Below are 22,695 nucleotides of genomic sequence, written 5' to 3'. Positions count from 1 at the left end.
CGGGGCGCGCGGCTGGCGGGCCGACGAGGCGGCCCGGGCGGTGCTGCTGGCCGCGCTGCCCGCGGAGGGACTCGCCGAACGGCTCTCTCTCCTGTACGCCGAGGCCACCGCCGAGGAGAAGCTGGCCGTGCTCAAGGCGCTGCCGCTGCTGCCGGTCGGGGCGGAGGTCGTCCCGCTGCTGGAGGACGCGATCCGCACCAACGACGCCCGGCTCCTGGCCGCCGCGCTCGGCCCTGCCGCCCGGCACCTGGACCAGGCAACGTGGCGGCAGGCCGTGCTCAAGTGCGTGTTCACCGGGGTGCCGCTCGACGGCGTGCACGGTCTCGCCCAGCGGGCCGACGCGGAACTGGCCACCATGCTCGCCGGGTTCGCCGCCGAGCGCGCCGCCGCCGGCCGCACCATGCCCGCCGACGCCGCCGCCCTCCTCGACCGTCTCATCCAGCGAAGCCGGACCGGCTGATCCGGCAGTGGGAGGCCTGATGCGAATCTTCGACCCGCACATCCACATGACGTCGCGCACCACCGACGACTACCGGAGGATGGCGGCGGCGGGCATCCGCGCCGTCGTCGAGCCTGCCTTCTGGCTGGGCCAGCCGCGTACCAATCCCGGCTCGTTCGTCGACTACTTCGACTCCTTGCTCGGCTGGGAGCCGTACCGGGCCGGATCGTTCGGCATCCGCCACCACGCCGCGATCGCGCTGAACCCCAAGGAGGCCAACGACCCCCGCTGCCGGCCGGTGCTCGACCTGCTCCCCCGCTACCTGGACAAGGACGGCGTGGTCGCGGTCGGCGAGATCGGCTACGACTCGATGACGCCCGAAGAGGACGACGCGTTCGCCCGGCAGCTCGCCTTCGCCGTCGAGCACGGCCTGCCGGCACTGGTCCACACCCCGCACCGCGACAAGGCCCGGGGGACTCGGCGGACCCTCGACGTGGTGGCCGCCTCCGGCATCCCGCCGGGTCGGGTCCTCGTCGACCACCTCAACGAGCTCACCGTCGGCCAGGTGCACGAGTCCGGCTGCTGGATGGGCTTCTCCCTCTACCCTGAGACCAAGATGTCGCCGCCCCGGATGGTCGAGATCCTGAGCCGGCACGGGATGGAGCGGATGCTGGTCAACTCCGCGGCCGACTGGGGGAGGTCCGACCCGCTGCTCACGGTGGAGACCGCGCGAGCCATGCTGGCGGCGGGCTTCGACGAGGACGACGTCGACAAGGTGATGTGGCGCAATCCTGTGGAGTTCTTCGGCCAGTCGGGCCGGCTCGACCTGTCCGAGGCCGACCAGGCGGAGCCGGCGTTCCAGGGCAACTCGATCCTGCGCGGAGGAAGCTGATGCGGCTGCGCGACCCGGCCGGGCGCGTCCTGCATCTGGGCTACTGCACCAACGTCCACCCCGCCGAGGACCTCCGTGGCGTCGTCGCGCAACTGGACGAGTTCGCCGTGCCCGTCCGCGAACGGCTGGACGCGCCCGTGCTCGGCCTGGGCCTGTGGCTGGCCGCGCCCATGGCGGCCGGGCTGGCCGCCGACCCCGCGGGTCGCCGGCGGCTGCGCCGCGAGCTGGCCGCCCGGGGGCTGGAGGTCGTGACCCTCAATGGCTTCCCCTACCGGTCGTTCCAGGACCCGGTCGTCAAGCACGCCGTCTACCAGCCCGACTGGACCAGCCGGGAGCGGCTGTCGTACACGCTCGACCTGGCCCGTGTCCTGGCCGACCTGCTGCCCGCAGACGCCGTACGCGGCTCGATCTCGACGCTGCCGCTGGCCTGGCGCGAGCCCTGGGACACCGGCATGGCCGGGCGGGCCGCTCGGCGGCTCGACGAGCTGGCCAAGCGGCTGGCCGGAATCGAGGCGGCGACCGGGCGCGTCATCAGGGTGGGCTTCGAGCCGGAGCCCGGCTGCGTCATCGAGACGACGGCCCAGGCCGCGGCCCGCCTCGCCGGGGTGGACACGGACCGGCTCGGGATCTGCCTCGACCTGGCCCACCTGGCGTGCGCCTGGGAGCGGCCGGCCGACGCCCTGCGCACGCTGTGGGGGGCGGGCCTGCCGCTGGTGAAGGTCCAGCTGTCGGCCGCTCTGGAGAGCGCCGAGCCCGCGGCGCTGCGGGAGTACGCCGAGCCGCGCTTCCTGCACCAGACCCGCAACCCCGACGGCGGGGCGGCCGACGACCTCGGCCAGGCGCTGGCGGCCGGCCTCCCGGCGCCCTGGCGGGTGCACTACCACGTGCCCCTGCACCTGCGGCCCGAGCCGCCGCTGTCGGCCACGACGGGCGTGCTCCGCGAGGCCCTGGCCGAGCTGGTCGCCCACGGGGCGTGCGATCACTACGACGTGGAGACCTACACCTGGAACGTGCTGCCGCCGGCGCATCGTCCCCGCACCTCGCAGGAGCTCGCGGCGGGGATAGCCGCCGAGCTGGCCTTCGCCCGCGACGAACTCCACCGTCTGGGAGTTCGCCCATGACCTCTCCACAGGGAAGCGCGCGCGGCGCCTCGCATCTCGTCCTCGACGTGGTCGGGCTCACCCCCCGCCTGCTGGCCCACATGCCCCGCCTGCGGGCGGTGGCCGGGACCGGCTTCCAGGCCCGGCTCGGCACCGTCCTGCCCGCCGTCACCTGCCCCGTCCAGTCGACGTTCCTGACCGGGCTGCCTCCCTCCGCGCACGGCATCGTGGGCAACGGCTGGTACTTCCGCGATCTGGGCGAGGTGCTGCTGTGGCGCCAGCACAACGCCCTCGTCCGTGGCGAGAAGGTCTGGCAGGCCGCCCGCCGGCGCAGGCCCGGCTTCACCGTGGCCAACATCTGCTGGTGGTACGCCATGGGCGCCGACGTCGACTGGACCGTCACCCCACGGCCGATCTACCACGCCGACGGCCGCAAGGAACCCGACTGCTACACCTACCCTCCCGGACTTCACGACGAGCTGACCGCGCACCTCGGCCCGTTCCCGTTGTTCTCCTACTGGGGGCCGGGGGCGGGCATCGCCTCCTCTGCCTGGATCTGCGCGGCCACCCGGCACGTCATGACGACCCGCGACCCCGACCTGACCCTCGCCTACGTGCCGCACCTCGACTACGACCTCCAGCGGTACGGGCCCGGCGACCCCCGTTCGGCCGCAGCCGCGGCCGAGCTGGACGGGGTGCTGGCGCCGCTGCTGGACGCCGCCCTCGACCGGGGGACGACGGTGACCGTCCTGTCGGAGTACGGCATCACCGACGTGTCCCGGCCGGTCGCGGTCAACCGGCTGCTGCGCGCGGAGGGCCTGCTCCACGTCCACACGCAGGCCGGCATGGAGTACCTGGACCCGTGGACCTCCCGCGCCTTCGCCGTGGCCGACCACCAGGTGGCCCACGTCTACGTACGGGACCCGGCCGACGTGCCGGCCGTGGCGCGGCTCTGCGCCGCCCTGCCCGGCGTGGCGGAGGTGCTCGGCGAGGAGCACAAGACGGCCCGCGGCCTCGGCCACCCGCGCTCCGGCGAGCTGGTGCTGCTGGCCGATCCCCACGCGTGGTTCACCTATTACTACTGGCTCGACGACGCCCGGGCGCCGGACTTCGCCCCCCTCGTGGAGATCCACCGCAAGCCTGGCTACGACCCGGCCGAGCTGTTCTTCGACCCGGCCGGCCCGGGACGGGCCAGGCGGCGGGCGGCCCTGGCCCTCCTCAGGAAGAAGGCCGGCATGCGCTACGTGATGGACGTCGTCGGCCTCGACGCGGGCGCCGGCGCCGTCCGCGGCTCCCACGGCCTGCTCCCCCGCGATCCGGCGGACGGGCCCGTGCTGCTGTGCTCCGACCGGTCCGCCGCCCGCGACCACCTCGCGGCGACCGAGGTGAAGGACTTCCTCCTCGGCCGTACACCCTAGGCCCCGGCCGGTGCGCACAGCGGTGCTCAGACGGTGGGCATCGTCCCCCGGCTCAGGTGGCGCGGTGCCGGGAGCGGCGGGCCGGGCGGATGTTGGCGTTGAGGTGGAAGACGTTGTCCGGGTCGTAGACGGCCTTCACCGCCGCCAGCCGCCCGTACTTCTCCGCCCCGTACGCCGCCCGTACCCGGTCCGCTTCCCGCTCCACCTGGAAGTTCACGTAGGAGCCGGCGCCCATGGCGTGCGGGAGCACCGCCTCCCAGGCGGCCCGCGACCACGCCCGCTCCGCCGGCAGCGCCTCGGGCGACGGCGTGAGCGCCGTGAAGCAGAGCGTGTGGTGCGGCAGGCGGGACCCGCCGTAGGCGGTGGCGGCGTCGTCCACGGCGCAGAACTCCCCGTCGAGGCGGAACGACGGCATGAACGTCATCGCCGACCCCTTGAGAGCCGCCTGCTCGCACAGCGTGGCCGCCACCCGCGGGGTGATCGCGGCGAGGTCCAGCGCCCTCTCGTAGGCGTGGACGCCCCAGGGGGCGGTGGCGTCCAGGAACGCCTGGAGCCGCGGGTACGGCATGGCGTCGGCGTACGTGAACAGCGGCCTCAGCATGTCCTCGACCCCGGTCACCGTCGCCCGGTGCTCCTCCGCCGAGCCGAATCCCGCGATCAGCAGCGCGTGGCCGGGCCTGGAGCGGTGCGGCGGCGGCACGAACGGCGCGGGCGGCGCGGTCAGCCCGTACGCGGCCAGCACCCCGGCACGCCGGGGCAGCCCGGCGATCGCCTCCTCGATCGCCAGGAGCGCTTCCGGCCCGCGCTCGGCCTCCCAGAACAGCAGCGCGAAGTGAACCTCGGGCCCCACCGGGTGCAGCCGGAAGGTGAAGCCGGTGACGACGCCGAAGTTCCCGCCGCCGCCCCGGATGGCCCAGAACAGGTCGGGATGGTCGCGGGCCGAGGCGTGGACGTACTGGCCGTCCGCGAGGATCAGGTCGGCGGACTGCAGGTTGTCGGCCGAGAGGCCGTGCATCCGGGTCAGCCAGCCGAACCCGCCGCCCAGCGTCAGCCCGCCGACACCCGTGTGGCTGACCGTGCCGCCGGGCGTGGCCAGGCCGTGCGCCTGCGTGGCGGCGTCGAGGTCGGCCCAGGTGGCGCCGCCCTCGCAGACGGCGCGGCGGGAGGCGGGGTCCACCCGCACCCGGCGCAGCCCGCTCAGGTCCACCATGAGGCCGCCGGAGGTCACGGCGGAGCCGCCGACGTCGTGGCCGCCGCCGCGTACCGAGATCTCCAGCTCCTCCTCGCGGGCGAACCTGATCGCCGCCGACACGTCGCCGGGGCCGGTGCAGCGGACGATCGCGGCCGGCCGGTGGTCGACGGCGCCGTTCCAGAGCGCGCGGGCGACGTCGTAGCGGGGGTCCTGCTCCGTGACCACGCGTCCCGTGCACCTCTCGCGCAGCGTCTCCAGCTCACGTTTGATCAGCCGCACCATGACGCCCTCCCGGCCGGCCCTCCCCCAGAGCCGGCGGTCAATGTCAACTCATCGTAGTTTTCGGCGAACCCGTCGTGTCCCGGTGACCGGTGAAATCCTGGTCATGCCCGTCGTCCCGGCCGTCCGCCCCAGCGGACGGGGGCGGCCGTACGGGCTCGGGCGGGGGATCGTAAGATCACCAAGGTGACGATCGGCCCTGTGGCGATGGGTGGCCGGCCCGACGAGGTGCGCGCCCCCGAGGAGTGGCTCACCCCGGTCGAGCGGGAGCGGGCCGCGCGGTTCGCGTTCGACGCCGACCGCGCCGCGTTCGTCGCCGCCCACCTGCTCGTACGGCAGTGCGCCGCGGCCGCCCTCGGCCGGCGCCCGGAGGAGCTGACGCTGCTCCAGCGCTGCGACGTCCACGGCCCCGGCCACGGCCGGCCGTACGTCGAGCAGGCTCCCTCCCTGGGCGTCAGCTTCAGCCACACGCGCGGCTACGTCTGCGCGGCGGTCGGCGACGGGCGAGTGGGGGTGGACGCGGAGCGCGTGCCCGCGGGCCCGCTCGACGGGGCGCTGGCCGAGGTGGCGCTCACCCCGCGCGAGCGTGCCGGGGTCACCCGCAACGACGAGCTGATCAGGCTGTGGGCCCGCAAGGAGGCGCTGATCAAGCGCGGCGAGCTGTCACTGGACCTGCTGCGGACGGCGGAGATCGACTGGGCGGGGCGCCACGTGCTGGAGTGGACGGCCGAGGCGGACGTCATGGTGGCTGTTATCACAGACGCCCCAGCCCGCAGACTGCCGCTTTCCGAATAAACTGGACGTATGTTCTACAGGAAGCCCTTGGAGGAGCGGATCGCGGACCGCGTGGCCGCGCGCAAGCCGCTGGAGGAGGGCAAGACCTTCGAGCACGGACCGGCGAAGTTCGTGTTCGTCTTCCTCATCGCCGCCGTCGTGATCATGCACGTCGTCGGCGTCGCGATCGTCATGGCCTTCGCCTAGACCAGGTGTCTGGAGCGGACGCCTGGACCGGCGCCCGGGCCGGGCGATCGCCCGTGGGATCGATGAGCGTGCGCTAGATTGGAGATCATGAGCGCGCCCCGCTGGCTTTCCCCCGCCGAGCAGCGTGCCTGGCGCACCCAACTGGCCCTGCACAAGCTGCTCATGCATCGGCTCGACCGTGAGCTGCAGGCCCACTCACTGTCCGTGAACGACTACGAGATCCTCGTCAACCTCTCGGAGAGTTCCGGCAGGCGGATGCGCATGAGCGACCTGGCCGACGCCACGATCCAGTCACGCAGCCGCCTGTCCCACCAGATCTCCCGCATGGAGGCCAAGGGTCTGGTCACCCGTGAGGAGTGCCGCGACGACCGGCGCGGCACGTTCGCGGTGCTGACCGACGAGGGCTGGGACACCATCCAGCGCGTGGCGCCCGACCATGTGGCCGGCGTGCGCGAGCACTTCATCGACCGGCTCACCGACGAGCAGCTCGACGCCCTGGAGAAGGCCTACCGGCCGATCGTCGAGCACCTCAAGGAGCTGCGCTGACCCGTCCCCGCACGGCGGGGCGGCGAGCGCCGACACCCAACCGATATCGGTGACCGCCGCACGCTGATCCGGACGCTCGCTACGATCCGCTCATGCCGAGAAAGCTGCTGCTCGTCGTTCTTGTCGCGCTCATGTCGGCCTGTTCGTCGGGTGGCGGCGCGGAGCTGCCCGCCGGGCCCGACCTGATGAAGAAGGCGTCGGAGGCCATGAAGACGGTCACGTCGGCCACGTTCTCCATCGCCACCGAGGGCAAGCCGAAGGTGCCGCTGAAGAAGGCCGACGGCCGTCTCACCTCGGCGGGCGACGCCGACGGCACGCTCACGCTGGAGGTGCTCGGCAGTCTCCAGGAGATCACGTTCGCGCTCGTCGGCGACACCGTCCACTTCAAGGGGCCGACCGGCGGCTTCCAGCGGCTGACGCGCAAGGAGCTGGCGCAGATCTACGACCCGTCGCTCATCCTCGACCACGACAAGGGCGTCCCCCAGCTGCTGGCCACCGCGGCCGACCCGCGCGTGGAGGCGGAGGAGGACGGCGCCTACCGGGTGGCGACGACGTTCTCCGGCCAGGTGCTCGGCACGATGGTGCCCGGCGTCACCCAGGGCGTCAACGGGACCCTCTGGGTGGACAAGGCGACGAGCCGCCTGCGGAAGGTGGAGCTGCCGCTGCAGGACGGCACGGTCACGGTCGCGTTCAGCGACTACGACGCGCCGGTCACGATCACGCCGCCGCCGGCGGGCTGAGGCCGGCGGAGTGGGCTCCTTGACGACGGGACCGGCCGGCGAGGACCCGGCGGTCCGGAGTGACGAGAACCGTCCGGCGAAGGCGGCCCGCCGGGTCGCGCTCGGCGTCGGCGGCGCGGTGGTGCTGCTCGCGGCGCTCGACGCCTACGTGGTCGTGACCGTCCTCATCGACATCGCCGAGGACGTCGGCATCCCGGTCAACCGCCTGGAGCGGGCCACGCCCGTGGTCACGGGGTTCCTGCTGGGGTACGTGGCGGCGATGCCGCTGCTGGGCCGGCTCTCCGACCGGTACGGCCGCAGGCCCCTCATCCACGCCTGCCTGGCGGCGTTCGCGCTCGGCTCGGTGCTGACGGCGCTGGCGGCCGGCGAGGCCATGGTGGTCGCCGGCCGGACCGTCCAGGGCGTGGCGGGCGGCGCGCTGCTGCCCATCACGATGGCGCTCATCGGCGACCTGTGGGACGAGCGGGAGCGGCCCATGGCGCTCGGCGCCGTGGGTGCGGCGCAGGAGCTGGGCAGCGCCCTCGGCCCCCTGTACGGCGGGCTGCTGGCGGCACTGCCCCGCACCTCGTTCCTGGGGGTGGAGCTGGGCGGCTGGCACGCCATCTTCTGGATCAACGTCCCGCTCGCCGCCCTGGCCGCCGTCGCGGTGCACCGCTGCGTCCCCCCGCCCTCTCCCCCAGCGGTACGGGCGGACGGCACCGGAGCTGTGGAGCGCGCGGACGGCACGGGCGCCGTGGGGCGGGTGGACGGCATGGGAGGCGCGCTGCTGGCGCTCGCCCTGGCCCTCCTCGTGGCCGGCCTCTACAACCCGGACCCCGCCAAGGCCGTCCTCCCGCCCTGGGGCCTGCCGCTGATCGCCGCCGGGCTGCTGGCCGGGGCCGCGTTCGTCCGGTGGGAGATCCGCTCCCCCGTACGACTGCTCGACCTGTCCGGCACCCGCAAGGGGCCGCTGCTGGCCACGCTCGGCGCCAGCTTCCTGACCGGCGCGGCGCTGCTGGTCACCATGGTGTTCGTGCAGTTCACCGCGCAGACGCTGCTGGAGATGGAGGCCCTGGAAGCCGCCGCGCAGGTGCTGGGCTGGTTCCTGATCGCGCTGCCCGTGGGCGCGGTCGCCGGCGGCCTGCTGGCGCGCCGGCTGGGTGACCGTTCCGTCGCCGTGACGGGCCTGCTGGTCGCCGCCGTGGGGTACGCGCTGATGAGCCGCTGGCCGCTGGACTTGGCCGGCGCCCGTCCGCAGATGAGCGCCGACCTGGTGGTCGCCGGACTGGGCCTGGGCCTGGTCATCGCCCCCGTGTCGGCGGCCGTGCTGCGCGTCACGCCGGCCGCCCAGCACGGCGTGGCCTCGGCCGCCGTGGTGGTGGCCCGGATGATGGGCATGCTGATCGGCATCGCGGGCGTGTCGGCCTGGGGGTTCTACCGGTTCCAGTCGCTGACGGCGCATCTGGACACGCCGCTGCCGTTCGGCGTCGACCCGGCGGTGTACGCCCGCAGGATGGCGGACTACCTGGCCCGGGTCGACGCCGCGCTGCACCTGGAGTACACCGAGATGTTCCTGGTGACGGCGGTGCTGTGCCTGATCGGCGCCGTGGTCGCCCTCTTCATGCCCAGACGCGGCGCCTGAGCGGCCGGTGCGTCAGGCGAGAGGGTGCGTCTGGACGGGAGGGCGCGTCAGGGCGAGAGGCGGTGCAGGTCGCGCGGGAACAGCGCCGCCTGGCGGATGTTGGGCGCGCCCGTCAGGCGGGCCGTCCAGCGTTCCAGGCCGATCGCGAACCCGCCGTGCGGCGGCATCCCGTGCTCGAACGCCCGCAGGTACCCCTCGTACGGCTCCACGGCCTCGCCGCGGGCGGCCAGCGCGTCCAGGTAGTCCTGGTGACGGTGCAGCCGCTGCCCGCCCGTCACCAGCTCCAGCCCGCGGAACAGCAGGTCGAACCCGTTGGAGTGGCCGGGACGCGCCGGGTCGGGATGCGTGTAGAAGGGACGTTTGACCATCGGGTAGCCGGTGACGAACAGGAACTCGGATCCGTGCTCCCGCAGCGCCCACTCCGACAGCCACCGCTCCTGCGCCGGCGACAGGTCCGGCTCGCCGTCCTCGCCGCTCATGCGCTTGGCCTCGGTGAAGTGGACGGCCGGGATCTCGGCCGGCACCTCGGGCAGCGCGGCGGCCAGGGCCTCGACGGCGGGGGCGGCGCGCAGCCGTACCGACTCCAGCATGCCCGCCAGGGCCTCGCGCAGGACGGCCATCACGTCGCGGTGGTCGCGGACGAACCCCAGCTCGGCGTCCAGGCTCGTGTACTGCGCCAGGTGGCGGGCGGTGTCGTGCGGCTCGGCCCGGAACACCGGCCCCACCTCGTAGACCCGCTCGAACACGCCGACCATCGCCTGCTTGAAGAACTGCGGCGACTGGGCGAGGTAGGCGGGACGGCCGAAGTAGTCGACGGTGAAGACGTTCGCGCCGGACTCGGTGGCCGAGGCGACGAGCTTCGGGGTGTGGATCTTGGTGAAGCCGAGCCGGTCGAGCGTCGCCCGGAACCCGGCCACGCTCGCCGCCGAGATCTCCAGCGGCGCGCGCAGCAGCGGGTGCCGCAGCGCGACGGGCGCGTGGTCGAGGACGGCCGGCAGGGCGGCCGGGACGACGGGCCGGTACAGGTCGAACGGCGGCGCCTTGGCGGGCTCCGACAGCACCTCGATGCGGGGCTCGGTGAGCTCGGCCCCGCCTGGCGCGTGCGCGTCGGGCGTCACGAGGCCGGTGACGTGCACGACGCTCTCCTCGGGCGGGAGCGCCGTCCCGGGCGGGACGACGACCTGGGCGACGCCGCGGCGGTCGCGGACGAGGAGGAAGGACACGGATTTCAGCCGCCGGCGGCGATGGACCCATCCGGCGATCGTCACTCGTTGGCCGGCGTGCTCCTTGAGCTGCGCCGACAGGACACGAGAGATCATCACTGCTCCTTGGAGGACGTGTGTGATCCCTTGGGAGTGCGGGGGAGAAGGGAGCTCCCGGTGCCACCGCACTTTCGCCGCCCCGGACGGGACGGCCTCCGTGACCCGATGACGGGGGTCAGGCCGGCGGGGCATTTCCTCCCCGCACTCGGGAGTGTCTTCGCCGGGAGGCACGGGGCCGCCTTCGCAGCTGCCGGCGGCTCTCTCTGCCCGCGCGGTCTTCCGGCTACTCGTCTCCGTCAACGTGTTAGCCGTGGATGTTAGCCGCCGCCCCCGCGACGAGGCAACGCGATTGCTGCCGGGTCGCGGGGGCCGGGCCGTCACTTCTTCTGCTGGGAGGCGCCGCCCTTGCGCTTCTCGCGGATCTTCATCGTCACCTCGATGGGCGACCCGGCGAAGCCGAACTCCTCGCGGATGCGCCGCTCGATGAAGCGCCGGTACGTCTCCTCCAGCCACCCCGAGGTGAACAGCACGAACTTCGGCGGCTCCACCGACGCCTGGGTGGCGAACAGGATCTTCGGCTGCTTGCCGCCCCGGACCGGCGGCGGCGTCTGCTGCACCAGCTCGGTCAGGAACGCGTTGAGCCTGGCCGTGGGCACTCGCGTCGACCACGACTCCAGCGCCTTCTCCAGGGCCGGGACGAGCCGGTCGACGTGGCGGCCGGTGCGGGCGGAGATGTTGACCCGCAGCGCCCACGGGGTGCGGACGAGCTGCCGGTCGATCTCCTTCTCCAGGTAGTAGCGGCGGTCCTCGTCGACGAGGTCCCACTTGTTGAACGCGACCACCATGGCGCGGCCCGACTCGATCACCAGACCGATGATGCGCAGGTCCTGCTCGGTGAGCGGCTCGCTGGCGTCGATCAGCACGACCGCCACCTCCGAGCGCTCCAGCGCGGCCCGGGTGCGCATGGCCGCGTAGAAGTCGGCGCCCTGCAGCTCGCGGTCGCGCCGCCGGATGCCGGCCGTGTCGACGAAGCGCCAGGTGCGCCCGCCGAGCTCGATCAGCTCGTCCACCGGGTCACGGGTGGTGCCGGCCATCGGGTCGACCAGCACCCGCTCCTCGCCGGCGAGCTTGTTCAGCAGTGACGACTTGCCGACGTTGGGCTTGCCGAGCAGCGCCACCCGGGCGGGGCCACGCTCGGTGCCGAACGTCTCGCGCGGCGTCTCCGGCAGCGCGTCGAGGACCACGTCCAGCAGGTCGCCGCTGGAACGGCCGTGCAGGGCCGAGACCGGGTACGGCTCGCCGAGGCCGAGTGACCACAGCGCTGCGGCCTCCAGCTCGATCAGCTGGTTGTCGACCTTGTTGGCGGCCAGGATGACCGGCTTGCCCGACTGGCGCAGCACCGAGCCGACGATCTCGTCGGAGTCGGTCGCGCCCACGGTCGCGTCGACCACGAACACGATCACGTCGGCCAGCTCGACCGCGACCTGCGCCTGCTCGGCGATGCGCAGGCCCATGCCGGTGGCGTCGGGGTCCCAGCCGCCGGTGTCGACGACCGTGAAGCGCTTGCCGCGCCAGTTGGCCTCGTAGGTCACCCGGTCCCGGGTCACGCCGGGCACGTCCTCGACGACCGCCTCCCGGCGGCCGATGATGCGGTTGACCAGCGTGGACTTGCCCACGTTCGGCCGTCCGACGATGGCCACGACGGGCAGCGGACCGCTGTCGTCGTGCTCTTCCGTTAGTGCGAGGTCGTCGAGATCAGCCTCGACCCAGTCCCCCGTAGACACGATGTTTCATCCTTAGTGAGTCCCGCACCTGTTCAGGCGCGCTCGTAGTGCTGGCCGCCGGAGCCGCTCCGCGCCGCGGAACCGCTCCGCTCCTCGACCAGTCTCAGCACCTCCGCGATGACCTGCTCCAGGTTCAGCGCGGTGGTGTCGAGCTCGACGGCGCCATCCGCCATCGAGAGTGGATCGGTCTTGCGTGTCGAGTCGAGCCTGTCGCGCCTGGCCAGCTCGGCCTGCTGGGCCTCGACCGTCGTCGCCGGCCCCGTGGTCGCGGTGGGCTCGGCGGCGCCGGACAGCTCCGCGTGGCGGCGCTGGGCGCGGGCCTCGGCGCTGGCCGTCAGGTAGATCTTGAGCGTCGCGTCGGGCGCGACGACCGTGCCGATGTCACGGCCCTCGACCACGATGCCGCCGTCGCCGATGATCCGCCGCTGCAGGGCCACGAGCCGGGCCCGCACCTCGGGCACCGCCGCGACCAGCGAGACGGCGCCGGTCACCTGGGCGCCCCGGATCGGCCCCGCCACGTCCACGCCGTCGATGTGGATCGACGGGGCGTCGGGGTCGGTGCCGGAGACGATCTCGGGCTCGACGGCCCGAGCCGCGACCGCGTCGGCGTCGGCCGGGTCCACGCCCTGCTCCAGCACCCACCAGGTCATCGCCCTGTACATGGCGCCGGTGTCGAGGTAACGCAGGCCGAGGGCCTTGGCCACCCCGCGCGACGCGCTCGACTTGCCCGACCCCGAAGGGCCGTCCATGGCGACGACCAGACCGGCCACGGCCTCTCCTTCTTCACGCTCTCAAGGCTCTTGCTCGACCTCAAGAGGCTACCGCCTCGCGCCCCTTCCGGCGTCCGCCCGCGTCCCCCCGCGCCTGGCGGAGCGCGCCGCCGGGACGGCCGGTGAGGAGGCCGTAGGACCACAGAGCCGTGGCAGTCCGGTAAGGGGCCGTATGACGAGTAAGGGGCGGCATTCCGGTTAGGGACCGTACATGGTCGAACGGGTTACGGTGGTGGTGGCCACCAGGAATCGACGGCGCGCGCTGGCCGGGTCCCTCCCCCACCACCCACGCCCCGTCATCCTGGTCGACAACGGCTCCACCGACGGCAGCCCCGGCTTCGTCCGCCGCCACTTCCCCGGCGTCACCGTCGTCGAGGCCGGCCGGAACCTGGGCGCGCCGGCCCGGAACGTGGGCGTGCGCATGGCGCGGACCCCGTACGTGGCCTTCGCCGACGACGACTCCTGGTGGGCGTCCGGGGCGCTGGCACGGGCGGCGGACGTCCTCGACGCGCACCCACGCCTGGCCGTGCTGGCCGCCCGCGTCCTCGTCGGCCCCCAGGAGCGCCCCGACCCGGTGTGCGAGGAGATGGCCCGCTCCCCGCTCGGCCACGACCCGGACCTGCCCGGCCCGAGCGTGCTGGGCTTCCTCGCGTGCGGCGCGGTGGTGCGCAGGGACGCATACCTGGAGGCCGGCGGGTTCGACGACGTCATCTTCTTCTTCGGCGAGGAGGAACGCCTGGCCATGGACCTGGCCGCGAAGGGCTGGGGGCTCGCCTACGTCGACGACGTGGTGGCCCACCACCATCCGTCCCCGTCGCGGGACCCGCGCGGGCGCAGGGAGCTCGCCACGCGCAACTCCGTGCTCACGGCCGTGCTGCGCCGCCCGTGGAGCGTGGTCGCCCGGCGCTCGCTGGCGGCCCTGCGCCAGGGCCCGCGCGGCTGGCGGGGGCTGCGCACGGCCGTTCCCCGGCTGCCGCTGGCGCTGGCACAGCGGCGCGCGCTGCCCCCGGCGGTCGAGCGGGCCCGCCGGCTGCTGGAGGACCGCCGATGAGCCCGCGCCACGCGCCGGGGCCAGGAGACGACGAAGGCCCGACGGGCCCCTGGAAGAGCAGGGAGCACGCGACCGGAACCGGAGACGGCCGGGGGTGCGCGGCGGCGGACGCGCGGGTCGGCGCCGTCGTCATCACCTGGAACAGGCGCGAGGAGGTGCTCAGGTCCGTCGGCCGGCTGCTCGCCCTCCCCGAACGTCCGAAGGTCGTGGTGGTCGACAACGGCTCGGACGACGGCACCGCCGAGGCCGTGTCCGCCGCGTACCCCCGGGCGGACGTGGTGGCGCTGCGCGAGAACCTGGGCGCCGTCGGCCGCAACATCGGCGTGCAGCGGCTGGACACGCCGTACGTGGCGTTCGCCGACGACGACACCTGGTGGGAGCACGGCTCGCTGGCCCGCGCCGCCGACGTGCTCGACGCGCACCCGCGCCTGGCGGTCGTCACGGCCCGCATCCTCGCCGAGCCCGGCAGCCGGGAGGACCCGATCGTGCCGGAGCTGCGCGACTCCCCCGTACGCGGCCCGTCCTGGCTGCCCGGACCGGCGCTGGGCAGCTTCCTGGCGGGCGCGTCGGTGGTGCGCCGGGACGCGTTCCTGCAGTGCGGCGGGTTCTCGCGGCGGCTGTGGCTGGGCGGCGAGGAGGAGCTGCTGGCCGTCGACCTGGCGACCGCCGGCTGGGAGCTGTGCTATCTGGAGGAGCTGACCGTCCACCACGAGGCGTCCAGGAACCGTGACGCCCACGCCCGCAGGCGGGTGGGGCTGCGCAACACGCTCTGGTTCACCTGGCTGCGCCGCCCGGTGCGGGCGGCGATGCGCCGCACGCTGCACCTGGCGCGGACCGTGCCGCACGACCGCGTCTCCACGCTCGCGGCCCTGGACGCGCTGCGCGGCCTGCCGTGGGTGCTCGCCGAACGCCGCAGGGTCCCCGAGCGGGTGGAGGTCCGCCTGGCGAGCCTGGAGCAGGCCCAGGCCACCTCGCGGGCCCGCCGCTACGTCTCCTGACCCACAGGCCGTCCGGGTACGGCAAGACGGCCGTCCGGAGGGCCGGGCGGGCCGGTCAGGGGACCTGCCAGCCCCGCTCGTGCAGGGCCCGGGTGAGGACCGGCGCGGCGTCCGGCTGGACCGACACCTCGGCGATGCCCAGCGGCAGGCCCGGCGCGTGCTCCAGCCGCACGTCCTCGACGTTGACGCCCACCTCGTCGCACACCTGGAACAGCTTGGCGAGCTGGCCGGGACGGTCGCCGATGACGACCTGGACCATCACGTAGGAGGAGGCGGGACCGCCGTGCTTGCCCGGGATGCGCCCGTGGCCCGCGACGCCCCGCTTGAGGAGCTGGGTGATCTCACCGGAGGCGGTGCCGTCGCCGCCGGCCATGGCGCGCAGCGCGGACGCCGCCTCGGACAGGTCGCGCGAGACCGCCTCCAGGACCTCGGCGACGGGCGCCGCGTTGCCGGCCAGGATGCCGAGCCACAGCCCGGGGTCGCTGCCCGCGATCCGGGTGACGTCGCGCACGCCCTGCCCGGCCAGCCCGAGCGCCACCTCGGAGGCGTCGGCCAGGCGGGCCGCCACGGCCGAGGCGGTCACGTGGGGCGCGTGGGACACCACGGCGACGGCCCGGTCGTGGTCGTCGGCGTGTACCTCGACGGGGTTGGCCCCGCACAGCTCCACCAGGCGCAGCACCGCGGCCCTGGTCTCCGGGGAGCTCTCCGGGGTGGGGCAGAGCGCCCAGGGCCGGCCCAGGAACAGGTCGGCCCGCGCCGCCCCCGGACCGGACCTCTCCCGCCCGGCCAGCGGGTGCGAGGCGACGTACGCGCCCAGGTCGCAGCCGAGCCGGCGGGCCCCGTCGATGGGGACGGCCTTGACGCTGGCCACGTCGGTGTAGTGGGTGGCGGCGCCGGCCCGCTGGAGGGCGAGCAGCTCGGTGGCGACGTGAGCGGGCGGCACCGCGATCACCGCGAGATCCGCCCTCCCGGCACCGGTCACGCCGTCCGCGCCGCCCGCGCCGGCGGCCGTCGCGGGCTGGGGCTGCCATTCCTCGCCCGCGCCCAGCTCGCGCGCCAGGCGCATCGCGCCCTGGTCGCGGTCGGAGAGCAGCACGCGAACCCCGTGCCCGCGCAGCGCCAGCGCCACGGAGGTGCCGATGAGACCGGTGCCGACGACGAGCACGGTGCGGAGTTCGGAGGCCATGTCGATGTCCTGGGTCGTGTTCCGGGTGATCCGGGCCGGGTGGGAGGGCGCCGCTACTGGGCGATGTCCTGGCGCAGGGCGATCGCGCCGCGCAGGTAGACGTGCTGGATCTCCGAGCGCGGCTTGTCCGTCTCGACGTGCGCCATGAGCCGTACCACGCGGGGCAGCGCGCCCGGCACGCCGATCTCGGTGCAGCAGATGAGCGGCACCTCATGGAAGCCCAGCTTACGCGCCGCCAGCGCCGGGAACTCGGCCGTCAGGTCGGGTGTGGCGGTGAACAGCACGCTGATCACGTCGTCGGTGGTGAGCTGGTTGCGCTCCATCAGCGCGGCGACGAGCTCGGTCGTCCCCTCGATGATCGCGTCACGGCTGTCGGCGTCCACCTGGATCGCCCCGCGGATCGCCCGCACCATTGTGATCCGTCCCCTCTATAAGCGGTGGAGCCCGTGCGGACCTCCGCACGGGCTCCTGCGTTCTGATCAGGTTACAGCTTCACGGCTGCGTACAGCTCGCCCACTTCCTTGAGCGTGAGCGCGCGGATGGTGCCGGGCTTGGTACGGCCGAGCTTGACGGGCCCGAACTCGATCCTGGCCAGGTCGATGACCCGGTGGCCGGCCACCTCCAGCAGGCGCCGCACCACGTGCTTGCGGCCCTCGTGCAGCACGACCTCGACCAGCGCCTGCTGGCCGTGCTCCTGCACGATCGTGAAGCCGTCCACCTTGACCAGGCCGTCCTCCAACTCGATGCCCTGCCGGAGCCTGCGGCCGAGGTCGCGCGGGATGGGACCCGGCACCTTGGCCCAGTACTTCTTCAGGACGCCGTAGCTGGGGTGGGTCAGCCGGTTGGCCAGCTCGCCGTCGTTGGTGAGCAGCAGCAGGCCCTCGGTCTCGGTGTCGAGCCGACCCACGTGGAACAGGCGCGGGGCCAGCTCCTCGACGTAGTCGGCCAGGGACGGGCGGCCCTGGGGGTCGCTCATGGTGGACACGACGCCGATGGGCTTGTTCAGCGCGTAGTAGACGAGGTCAGGGGCCGTCGGGATGCGCTTGCCGTCGACGTGGATGACCTGCGCGGCGGGATCGACCTTGGCGCCGAACCTCCGCACGACCTGGCCGTTCACGGTGACGCGGCCGTCGCCGATCATCTCCTCGCAGGCGCGGCGGCTGGCCACGCCCGCCTGGGCGAGGACCTTCTGCAGCCGCACGCCGTCGGGGACCTCGGTGGTGTCGCGCTCGTCGGTGTAGCCCTCGGGGTAGAAGTTGCGGTCGCGCACGGGCTGGCGGGCCGTCTTGAACCGGTCGCGCGGCGCGTCGCCGCCACGGTCGGCCGGCTGGCCGGTCCTGCCCGTCCCCTGGGAGCCACGGCTGCCGCCGTAACCGCCCTGGCCGCCGTAGCCGCCCTGGCCGTCTCGCCGTGCGCCGCCGCCCGCGGGCCGGCCACCGTACGAGGGACGGCCCCCGGAGGTGGGACGGCCTCCCGAGGTGGGACGGCCGATGGTCTCGAAACCGCCGCGGGAGCCGCGCGGCTCGTCACGGCGGCCGAAGCGGGCGCGGGTGGACGAAGCGGAGTCGTCGCGCCGGCCGCTGCGATCGGCCCGGAACCCGGGACGGGAGTCCCCGCGGGAGTCGGTGCGGGACTCGGCACGGGAGTCGGTGCGGGAGTCGTCTCGGTGGCCGCCGCCGTAGCCCGGCCTGTCGCGGTAACCGGACCTGTCGCCGGAGCCGGATCTGTCGCCGTAACGCGGCCTGTCGCCGGAACCGGACCCGGGCCGGTCGCCGTAACGGGGCCTGTCACCAGAACCGGAACCGGAACGGTCGCCGTAACGCGGCCTGTCACCGGAACCGGAACGGTCGCCGTAACCGCCACGGTCCGTGGGGCGGCGGTCGGAACGGAAACCGCCACGGTCGTCGCGGCCCGCAGAGCGGGGGCCCGGACGGTCGTCGCCACGGTCGGAACGGAAACCACCACGGTCATCCCGGCGGTCCGAACGGAAACCGCCACGATCGTCGCGGCCGGCCGGGCGGGGACCCGGACGGTCGTCGCCACGGTCGGAGCGGAAACCACCACGGTCATCCCGGCGGTCCGAACGGAAACCGCCACGGTCGTCGCGGCGGTCGTCGCGGCGGTCGTCGCGGCGGTCCGAGAAACCCCGGTCCGAGTCGCGCCGGGCGAAGTCACGGCCCCCGGACTCACGGCTGCCGAAGTCACGGCCCCCGGAGTCACGGCCGCCAGAGTTGCGGCTGCCGGAGTCGCGCCGGTCGGAGTCGCGCCGGTCGGGGCGGAAGCCGTCCTCACGGCTGCGGAAGCCGCTGTCGCGGCCCTCCGGCCGGGCGCCGCCCTCGCGGCCCTCGGAGCGGAAGCCACCGCGGTCGCCGCCGGTGCGGTCGCGGGAGGTGGAGTCGCCGTACCGGGCGCGGCTGCCGCCGCGGTCGGCGCGAAGGGAGTCGCGGCCGGAACCGCCGCGAGAGTCGTCGGAGCGGAAGGCGGGACGCCCGCCGCGGCCGGTGAAGCCGCCGGTGCGTCCTCGACCGCGTCCATCACCGGACGGGGTGCTGCGCCTGTTGATCACTTTGTTGTCTCCTCGAGGTTTTCCACGTCGTCCGGGAGGAACGGAGCCAGCTCGGGGAGCTCGCTGAGGTCTTTGAGTCCCAGACGTTCAAGGAAGTATGAGCTTGTCCGGTAGAGCACTGCCTGGCTCTCCGGGTCGGTGCCGGCCTCTTCGACCAGCCCCCGTGCGACGAGCGTCCGCATGACGCCGTCGCTGTTGACACCGCGTACGGCGGCGACACGGGCGCGGCTCACCGGTTGCCGGTAGGCCACGACCGCGAGTGTTTCGAGCGCGGCCTGGGTCAGCCGCGTCTGCTGGCCGTCGCGGACAAACCGCTCGACCAGCGGCGCGCAGTCGGCACGCGTGTAGTACCGCCAGCCTCCTGCGACCTCTCTCAGATCGAAACCCCGTCCGGCGTCGGTGTATTCCGCCGCCAGCGATCTGAGGGCGGCGGCCACCTCGTGGGTGGGGCGTTCGAGCACCTGGGCCAGCGTCACCTCGGGGACGGGGACGTCCACGACCATGAGGATGGCTTCGAGCGCGGCGCTGAGGCTCGGCGCGGGCCCGCCGTCCGGCTCCTCCCCGGCCTCCGCCTCCGGGCCCTCACCCAGGGGAGGACCCGGTTCGTCCCACGGTTCGTCCACGGCCGACATGTCGGCGAACGGCTCGGGGGCCGGGTCGGGCTGGCGGGCCGGGTCCAAGACGGGGGCCGCGTCGGTTTCAGGGGCCGGGGCAGGCTCAGGGGACGGGTCGAAGACAGGGCCCGGATCGGGCTCGCGAGACGGGTCGAAGACAGGGCCCGGATCGGGTTCGCGAGACGGGTCGAAGACAGGGGCCGGGTCGGGCTCGGGGGACGGGTCGAAGGCGGGGGCCGGGGTGCGGGGCTGGGGGGCGGCGAGGGAGCCCGGCAGGGTCATCCAGGCCGGCAGCGGGGTCTCCGGAGACCTGCGCGGCTGGGGCGGCCCGTCGTCGGCGCGGGCGTCCATCGGCCCGCCGGAGTGGTCCCGCAGCCGATCATCCGGCCGATCGTCCGGGTGCTCGTCCGGGTGCTCGCCGGGGCGGTCGTCAGTCATCAGCAGCCTTCTCCGCGCTCTCCGCGCTTCGCGCGCTCTCCTCGTAGTCGTCGCCCACCGCGACGTCGCCCTCGTCGCTGCCCGTCCAGGTGACGTGCAGGTCGCCCAGCGGCTCGACCTGGTCGAAGCTGACCGCCGACTCGCGGAACAGCTCCAGGACGGCCAGGAAGCGGGCGATGACCTCGAAGGTGCCGTCACAGTCGGCGACCAGGGCCCGGAAGGTGGCCCGGCGCATGCGCCTGAGGCGCTGGACCAGGATAGCGGCTTGCTCCCGGACGCTGGCCAACGGCTGGTAGATGTGGCCGACGCCGACCGTGGGCGGCGGCTTGGGGGTGAACGCCCTGGCGGCGATCTTCGCGAGCTGCTCGGGGCCGATGCCGAGGATGAGCTCCGGCAGGAGCTCGGCGAAGCGGGGCTCCATCGGCACGGCGCGCGGGAAGCGGAGCGCCTCGTCGGCCATCCGGGCGGCGAGGACCTTGGCGACCTCCTTGTACGCCTTGTACTGGAGCAGCCGGGCGAACAGCAGGTCGCGGGCCTCCAGCAGCGCGAGGTCCTCCTCGTCCTCGACCTCGCCGGAGGGCAGCAGCCGGGCCGCCTTGAGGTCGAGCAGGGTGGCCGCGACCAGCAGGAAGTGGCTGGTCTGGTCGAGGTCCCACTCGGGGCCGCGCGAGCGGATGTAGGCGATGAACTCGTCGGTGACCTGGGACAGGGACACCTCGGTGATGTCCAGCTTGTGCTTGGCGATCAGCCCCAGCAGCAGGTCGAACGGTCCCTCGAAGACGTCCAGGTGGACCTGGAACCCGGCCTTCGCGGCCTGGTCCCCGTCGTGGACGGCGCTCCCCCGCTCTGACGTCACCTGGCCATTGTGGCAGGCGCGGGCCAGCGCGAGAGCACTTCGCGGGCCAGCTCACGGTAGGCGCTGGCGCCGAGGGAGGACGGGTCGAAGGTGGTGATCGGCTCGCCGGCGACGGTGGCGTCGGGGAAGCGGACGGTGCGGTTGATCACCGTGTGGAAGACCTTGTCGCCGAACGCCTCGACGACGCGGGCGAGCACCTCGCGGCCGTGCAGGGTGCGGGCGTCGTACATGGTCGCCAGCAGGCCCTCGATCTCGAGGTCCTCGTTGAGCCGCTCCTGGACCTTGGAGATGGTGTCCATGAGCAGGGCGACGCCGCGCAGCGCGAAGAACTCGCACTCCAGCGGCACCATGACGCCGTGGGCGCAGGTGAGCGCGTTGATGGTGAGCAGGCCGAGCGACGGCTGGCAGTCGATGAGGCACACGTCGTAGTGCGGCAGCAGCGGCTTGAGCACGCGGCCGAGCACCTGCTCGCGGGCGACCTCGGTGACGAGCTGGACCTCGGCGGCCGACAGGTCGATGTTGCTGGGCAGCAGGTCGAGGCCCTCGACGCCGGTCTCCAGCAGCACGTCCTCGGCGGTGACGTTGCGCTCCATCAGCAGGTTGTAGACCGTGAGGTCGAGCTGCAGCGGGTTGATGCCGAGGCCCACCGACAGGGCGCCCTGCGGGTCGAAGTCGACGAGCAGGACCTTGAGGCCGTACTCGACGAGCGCGGCGCCCAGGTTGATGGTGGTGGTGGTCTTGCCGACCCCGCCCTTCTGGTTGACCATCGCGACGACCCGCGCCGGCCCGTGGACCTCCGGCGGCACGGGCTCCGGGAACACCGGGCGCGGGCGCCTGGTCGGGCCCAGGTTCACGCCGGTGGAAGGCGTGTCGGTCTTCGTGTCACCCCAGGGGTTGTCGGGGGTCCCCGGGGTCGAACCGTTGGTCTTCACAGTCACCAGCTCGAACCTCCCTGACGATCCCGAACCGGACCGTCCGGACGGACACTATGGCGTCATCACTAAACGCGGCAAGGCGGCACGCCGAACCGTGGCACGCCGCAAAAGACTATAGATCACTGCCGGGCGCGGGGGTGCGCGGCGGCGTACACCTCACGGAGCTTGTCGACCGTGACCAGGGTGTAGACCTGGGTGGTCGTCACCGAGGCGTGGCCGAGCAGCTCCTGCACCACCCTAACGTCGGCGCCCCCGTCGATGAGGTGGGTTGCGAAGGAATGCCGGAGAACGTGCGGGGATATCCCGTGGAGTCCGGCTCGTTCGGCGGCGGCCTGGAGCACCTCCCAGGCGCCCTGCCGGGTCAGGCGTCCGCCGCGCGCGTTGAGGAACACCGCGGGGGTGCCGCGGCCGTGGGCGAGCAGCGCGGGGCGGGCCCTGACGAGGTACGCGTCGAGCGCGGAGCGGGCGTAGCGGCCGAGCGGCACGACGCGGGTGCGGCCGCCCTTGCCGCGCAGGCGCACCTGGTCGTCCTCCAGGTCGTCGACGGCCAGGCCGACGGCCTCGTCGATGCGCGCGCCCGTGCCGTACAGGACCTCCAGCAGGGCGCGGGTGCGGAGGGTCAGGGGCGCGCCGTCGGGGCCGGAGGCGGCGATGAGCCGCTCGACCTGGTCGACGGCGATCGGCTTGGGCAGTCTGCGGGGCTGGCGCGGCGGGCGCACCTGGTGGGCCGGGTCGTGGGCGGCGACGCCCTCGCGCAGCGCGAAGCGGTGCAGCCCGCGCACGGCGGACACCGCCCGCGCGGCCGAGGCGGCCGCGAGGGCGGGGTGCTCGCCGTCGCCCTCGCGCAGCGCGGCGAGGAAGCCGAGGACGTCGTCCTCGCCCACCTCGCCGAGCGCGGCGCGCCCGCGCGAGCGCAGGTACTCCACGTAGCGGCTCAGGTCACGACGGTAGGAGGCCAGCGTGTTGGCAGCCAGACCCCGCTCCACCGCCAGATGGGCGAGGTAGCTGGAGAGCACCGCCTCCACGA

At 73.8% G+C, this 22,695-nt stretch carries 22 protein-coding genes; 11 read left to right on the top strand and 11 right to left on the bottom strand.

Annotated features, from left to right (window positions below; genetic code table 11):
* The 4 genes from MTP10_RS39465 to MTP10_RS39450 form a co-directional block, all read left to right on the top strand.
* On the top strand, positions 1-460 hold a 460-nt coding region (locus MTP10_RS39465; RefSeq protein WP_310716739.1), incomplete at its 5' end, for an EboA domain-containing protein.
* A gap of 19 nt (positions 461-479) precedes the next feature.
* The gene (locus MTP10_RS39460; protein ID WP_310716737.1) at positions 480-1,331 is read left to right on the top strand and encodes a TatD family hydrolase; all 852 of its coding nucleotides are present in this window, start codon (positions 480-482) and stop codon (positions 1,329-1,331) included.
* Complete coding sequence (gene eboE / locus MTP10_RS39455; protein WP_310716735.1) at positions 1,331-2,452, top strand: metabolite traffic protein EboE; 1,122 nt, start codon at positions 1,331-1,333, stop codon at positions 2,450-2,452. The genes MTP10_RS39460 and eboE overlap by 1 nt, the downstream gene beginning before the upstream one ends.
* A complete protein-coding gene (locus MTP10_RS39450; protein ID WP_310716733.1) occupies positions 2,449-3,849 on the top strand; it encodes an alkaline phosphatase family protein in 1,401 nt (466 codons plus the stop codon). The genes eboE and MTP10_RS39450 overlap by 4 nt, the downstream gene beginning before the upstream one ends.
* Positions 3,850-3,901: 52 nt before the next feature.
* Here the strand turns inward: MTP10_RS39450 and MTP10_RS39445 are convergent, their stop codons facing one another.
* Positions 3,902-5,323, bottom strand: coding sequence for an FAD-binding oxidoreductase (locus MTP10_RS39445; protein ID WP_310716730.1), 1,422 nt, complete (start codon positions 5,321-5,323; stop codon positions 3,902-3,904).
* Positions 5,324-5,506: 183 nt separating this feature from the next.
* On the opposite strand from MTP10_RS39445, the gene MTP10_RS39440 reads away from it, so the two are divergent.
* The 5 genes from MTP10_RS39440 to MTP10_RS39420 all read left to right on the top strand — a co-directional run bounded on the left by MTP10_RS39440 (position 5,507) and on the right by MTP10_RS39420 (position 9,208).
* A complete protein-coding gene (locus MTP10_RS39440) occupies positions 5,507-6,115 on the top strand; it encodes a 4'-phosphopantetheinyl transferase superfamily protein (RefSeq protein ID WP_310716728.1) in 609 nt (202 codons plus the stop codon).
* A gap of 9 nt (positions 6,116-6,124) precedes the next feature.
* Positions 6,125-6,301 (top strand): hypothetical protein, encoded by a 177-nt coding sequence (locus MTP10_RS39435; RefSeq protein WP_310716726.1) that lies wholly within the window; start codon positions 6,125-6,127, stop codon positions 6,299-6,301.
* Positions 6,302-6,388: 87 nt separating this feature from the next.
* The gene (locus MTP10_RS39430; protein ID WP_310716723.1) at positions 6,389-6,847 is read left to right on the top strand and encodes a MarR family transcriptional regulator; all 459 of its coding nucleotides are present in this window, start codon (positions 6,389-6,391) and stop codon (positions 6,845-6,847) included.
* Between the two features lie 92 nt (positions 6,848-6,939).
* Positions 6,940-7,587 carry an LppX_LprAFG lipoprotein gene (locus MTP10_RS39425; protein WP_310716721.1) on the top strand — a complete coding sequence of 216 codons (648 nt, stop codon included), beginning with the start codon at positions 6,940-6,942 and terminating at the stop codon, positions 7,585-7,587.
* 19 nt (positions 7,588-7,606) lie between these two features.
* Complete coding sequence (locus MTP10_RS39420) at positions 7,607-9,208, top strand: MFS transporter (RefSeq protein WP_310716719.1); 1,602 nt, start codon at positions 7,607-7,609, stop codon at positions 9,206-9,208.
* Between the two features lie 47 nt (positions 9,209-9,255).
* Here the strand turns inward: MTP10_RS39420 and aspS are convergent, their stop codons facing one another.
* The 3 genes from aspS to cmk form a co-directional block, all read right to left on the bottom strand.
* Positions 9,256-10,527: an aspartate--tRNA(Asn) ligase gene (aspS, locus tag MTP10_RS39415; protein ID WP_310716718.1), complete on the bottom strand. Its 1,272-nt coding sequence runs from the start codon at positions 10,525-10,527 to the stop codon at positions 9,256-9,258.
* Between the two features lie 320 nt (positions 10,528-10,847).
* Positions 10,848-12,254, bottom strand: a complete 1,407-nt coding sequence (der, locus tag MTP10_RS39410) for a ribosome biogenesis GTPase Der (RefSeq protein ID WP_310716716.1) — start codon at positions 12,252-12,254, stop codon at positions 10,848-10,850.
* A 32-nt stretch (positions 12,255-12,286) separates the two neighbouring features.
* Positions 12,287-13,024, bottom strand: a complete 738-nt coding sequence (gene cmk / locus MTP10_RS39405; RefSeq protein ID WP_310716714.1) for a (d)CMP kinase — start codon at positions 13,022-13,024, stop codon at positions 12,287-12,289.
* Between the two features lie 211 nt (positions 13,025-13,235).
* Here cmk and MTP10_RS39400 point away from each other — a divergent pair, with 211 nt between their 5' ends.
* Positions 13,236-14,075 (top strand): glycosyltransferase, encoded by an 840-nt coding sequence (locus tag MTP10_RS39400; protein ID WP_310716712.1) that lies wholly within the window; start codon positions 13,236-13,238, stop codon positions 14,073-14,075.
* Entirely contained in the window at positions 14,072-15,073 is a 1,002-nt protein-coding gene (locus MTP10_RS39395) for a glycosyltransferase (RefSeq protein WP_310716711.1), read from the top strand. The genes MTP10_RS39400 and MTP10_RS39395 overlap by 4 nt, the downstream gene beginning before the upstream one ends.
* Before the next feature lie 55 nt (positions 15,074-15,128).
* Here the strand turns inward: MTP10_RS39395 and MTP10_RS39390 are convergent, their stop codons facing one another.
* The 7 genes from MTP10_RS39390 to MTP10_RS39360 form a co-directional block, all read right to left on the bottom strand.
* On the bottom strand, positions 15,129-16,259 hold the full coding sequence (locus MTP10_RS39390; protein ID WP_310716709.1) for a prephenate dehydrogenase: 1,131 nt from the start codon (positions 16,257-16,259) through the stop codon (positions 15,129-15,131).
* A gap of 53 nt (positions 16,260-16,312) precedes the next feature.
* Positions 16,313-16,672: a chorismate mutase gene (gene aroH / locus MTP10_RS39385; protein WP_310716707.1), complete on the bottom strand. Its 360-nt coding sequence runs from the start codon at positions 16,670-16,672 to the stop codon at positions 16,313-16,315.
* Between the two features lie 71 nt (positions 16,673-16,743).
* On the bottom strand, positions 16,744-18,825 hold the full coding sequence (locus tag MTP10_RS39380) for a pseudouridine synthase (RefSeq protein WP_310716705.1): 2,082 nt from the start codon (positions 18,823-18,825) through the stop codon (positions 16,744-16,746).
* Positions 18,822-19,457 carry an SMC-Scp complex subunit ScpB gene (gene scpB / locus MTP10_RS39375; RefSeq protein WP_397334580.1) on the bottom strand — a complete coding sequence of 212 codons (636 nt, stop codon included), beginning with the start codon at positions 19,455-19,457 and terminating at the stop codon, positions 18,822-18,824. The genes MTP10_RS39380 and scpB overlap by 4 nt, the downstream gene beginning before the upstream one ends.
* A gap of 412 nt (positions 19,458-19,869) precedes the next feature.
* On the bottom strand, positions 19,870-20,733 hold the full coding sequence (locus MTP10_RS39370; protein WP_310716703.1) for a segregation/condensation protein A: 864 nt from the start codon (positions 20,731-20,733) through the stop codon (positions 19,870-19,872).
* A complete protein-coding gene (locus MTP10_RS39365) occupies positions 20,730-21,671 on the bottom strand; it encodes a ParA family protein (RefSeq protein ID WP_310716701.1) in 942 nt (313 codons plus the stop codon). Before MTP10_RS39365 ends, MTP10_RS39370 begins: the two co-directional genes overlap by 4 nt.
* Before the next feature lie 116 nt (positions 21,672-21,787).
* Positions 21,788-22,693, bottom strand: a complete 906-nt coding sequence (locus MTP10_RS39360) for a site-specific tyrosine recombinase XerD (RefSeq protein WP_310716700.1) — start codon at positions 22,691-22,693, stop codon at positions 21,788-21,790.
* Positions 22,694-22,695 lie beyond the last annotated feature (2 nt).

This window comes from Nonomuraea sp. 3-1Str, from assembly GCF_031570565.1.
GTDB lineage: Bacteria > Actinomycetota > Actinomycetes > Streptosporangiales > Streptosporangiaceae > Nonomuraea.
The sequence above is the reverse complement of the archived record's forward strand: the minus strand, read 5'-3'. Positions and strand labels throughout refer to the sequence as shown.

What these genes read in the sequence shown, in the direction of transcription:
- MTP10_RS39460 (WP_310716737.1), top strand. Translation starts at nt 480, where the DNA reads ATGCGAATCTTCGACCCGCACATCCACATGACGTCGCGCACCACCGAC.
- eboE (WP_310716735.1), top strand. Translation starts at nt 1,331, where the DNA reads ATGCGGCTGCGCGACCCGGCCGGGCGCGTCCTGCATCTGGGCTACTGC.
- MTP10_RS39450 (WP_310716733.1), top strand. Translation starts at nt 2,449, where the DNA reads ATGACCTCTCCACAGGGAAGCGCGCGCGGCGCCTCGCATCTCGTCCTC.
- MTP10_RS39445 (WP_310716730.1), bottom strand. Translation starts at nt 5,323, where the DNA reads ATGGTGCGGCTGATCAAACGTGAGCTGGAGACGCTGCGCGAGAGGTGC.
- MTP10_RS39435 (WP_310716726.1), top strand. Translation starts at nt 6,125, where the DNA reads ATGTTCTACAGGAAGCCCTTGGAGGAGCGGATCGCGGACCGCGTGGCC.
- MTP10_RS39430 (WP_310716723.1), top strand. Translation starts at nt 6,389, where the DNA reads ATGAGCGCGCCCCGCTGGCTTTCCCCCGCCGAGCAGCGTGCCTGGCGC.
- MTP10_RS39425 (WP_310716721.1), top strand. Translation starts at nt 6,940, where the DNA reads ATGCCGAGAAAGCTGCTGCTCGTCGTTCTTGTCGCGCTCATGTCGGCC.
- aspS (WP_310716718.1), bottom strand. Translation starts at nt 10,527, where the DNA reads ATGATCTCTCGTGTCCTGTCGGCGCAGCTCAAGGAGCACGCCGGCCAA.
- MTP10_RS39400 (WP_310716712.1), top strand. Translation starts at nt 13,236, where the DNA reads ATGGTCGAACGGGTTACGGTGGTGGTGGCCACCAGGAATCGACGGCGC.
- MTP10_RS39395 (WP_310716711.1), top strand. Translation starts at nt 14,072, where the DNA reads ATGAGCCCGCGCCACGCGCCGGGGCCAGGAGACGACGAAGGCCCGACG.
- MTP10_RS39390 (WP_310716709.1), bottom strand. Translation starts at nt 16,259, where the DNA reads ATGGCCTCCGAACTCCGCACCGTGCTCGTCGTCGGCACCGGTCTCATC.
- aroH (WP_310716707.1), bottom strand. Translation starts at nt 16,672, where the DNA reads ATGGTGCGGGCGATCCGCGGGGCGATCCAGGTGGACGCCGACAGCCGT.
- scpB (WP_397334580.1), bottom strand. Translation starts at nt 19,457, where the DNA reads ATGTCGGCCGTGGACGAACCGTGGGACGAACCGGGTCCTCCCCTGGGT.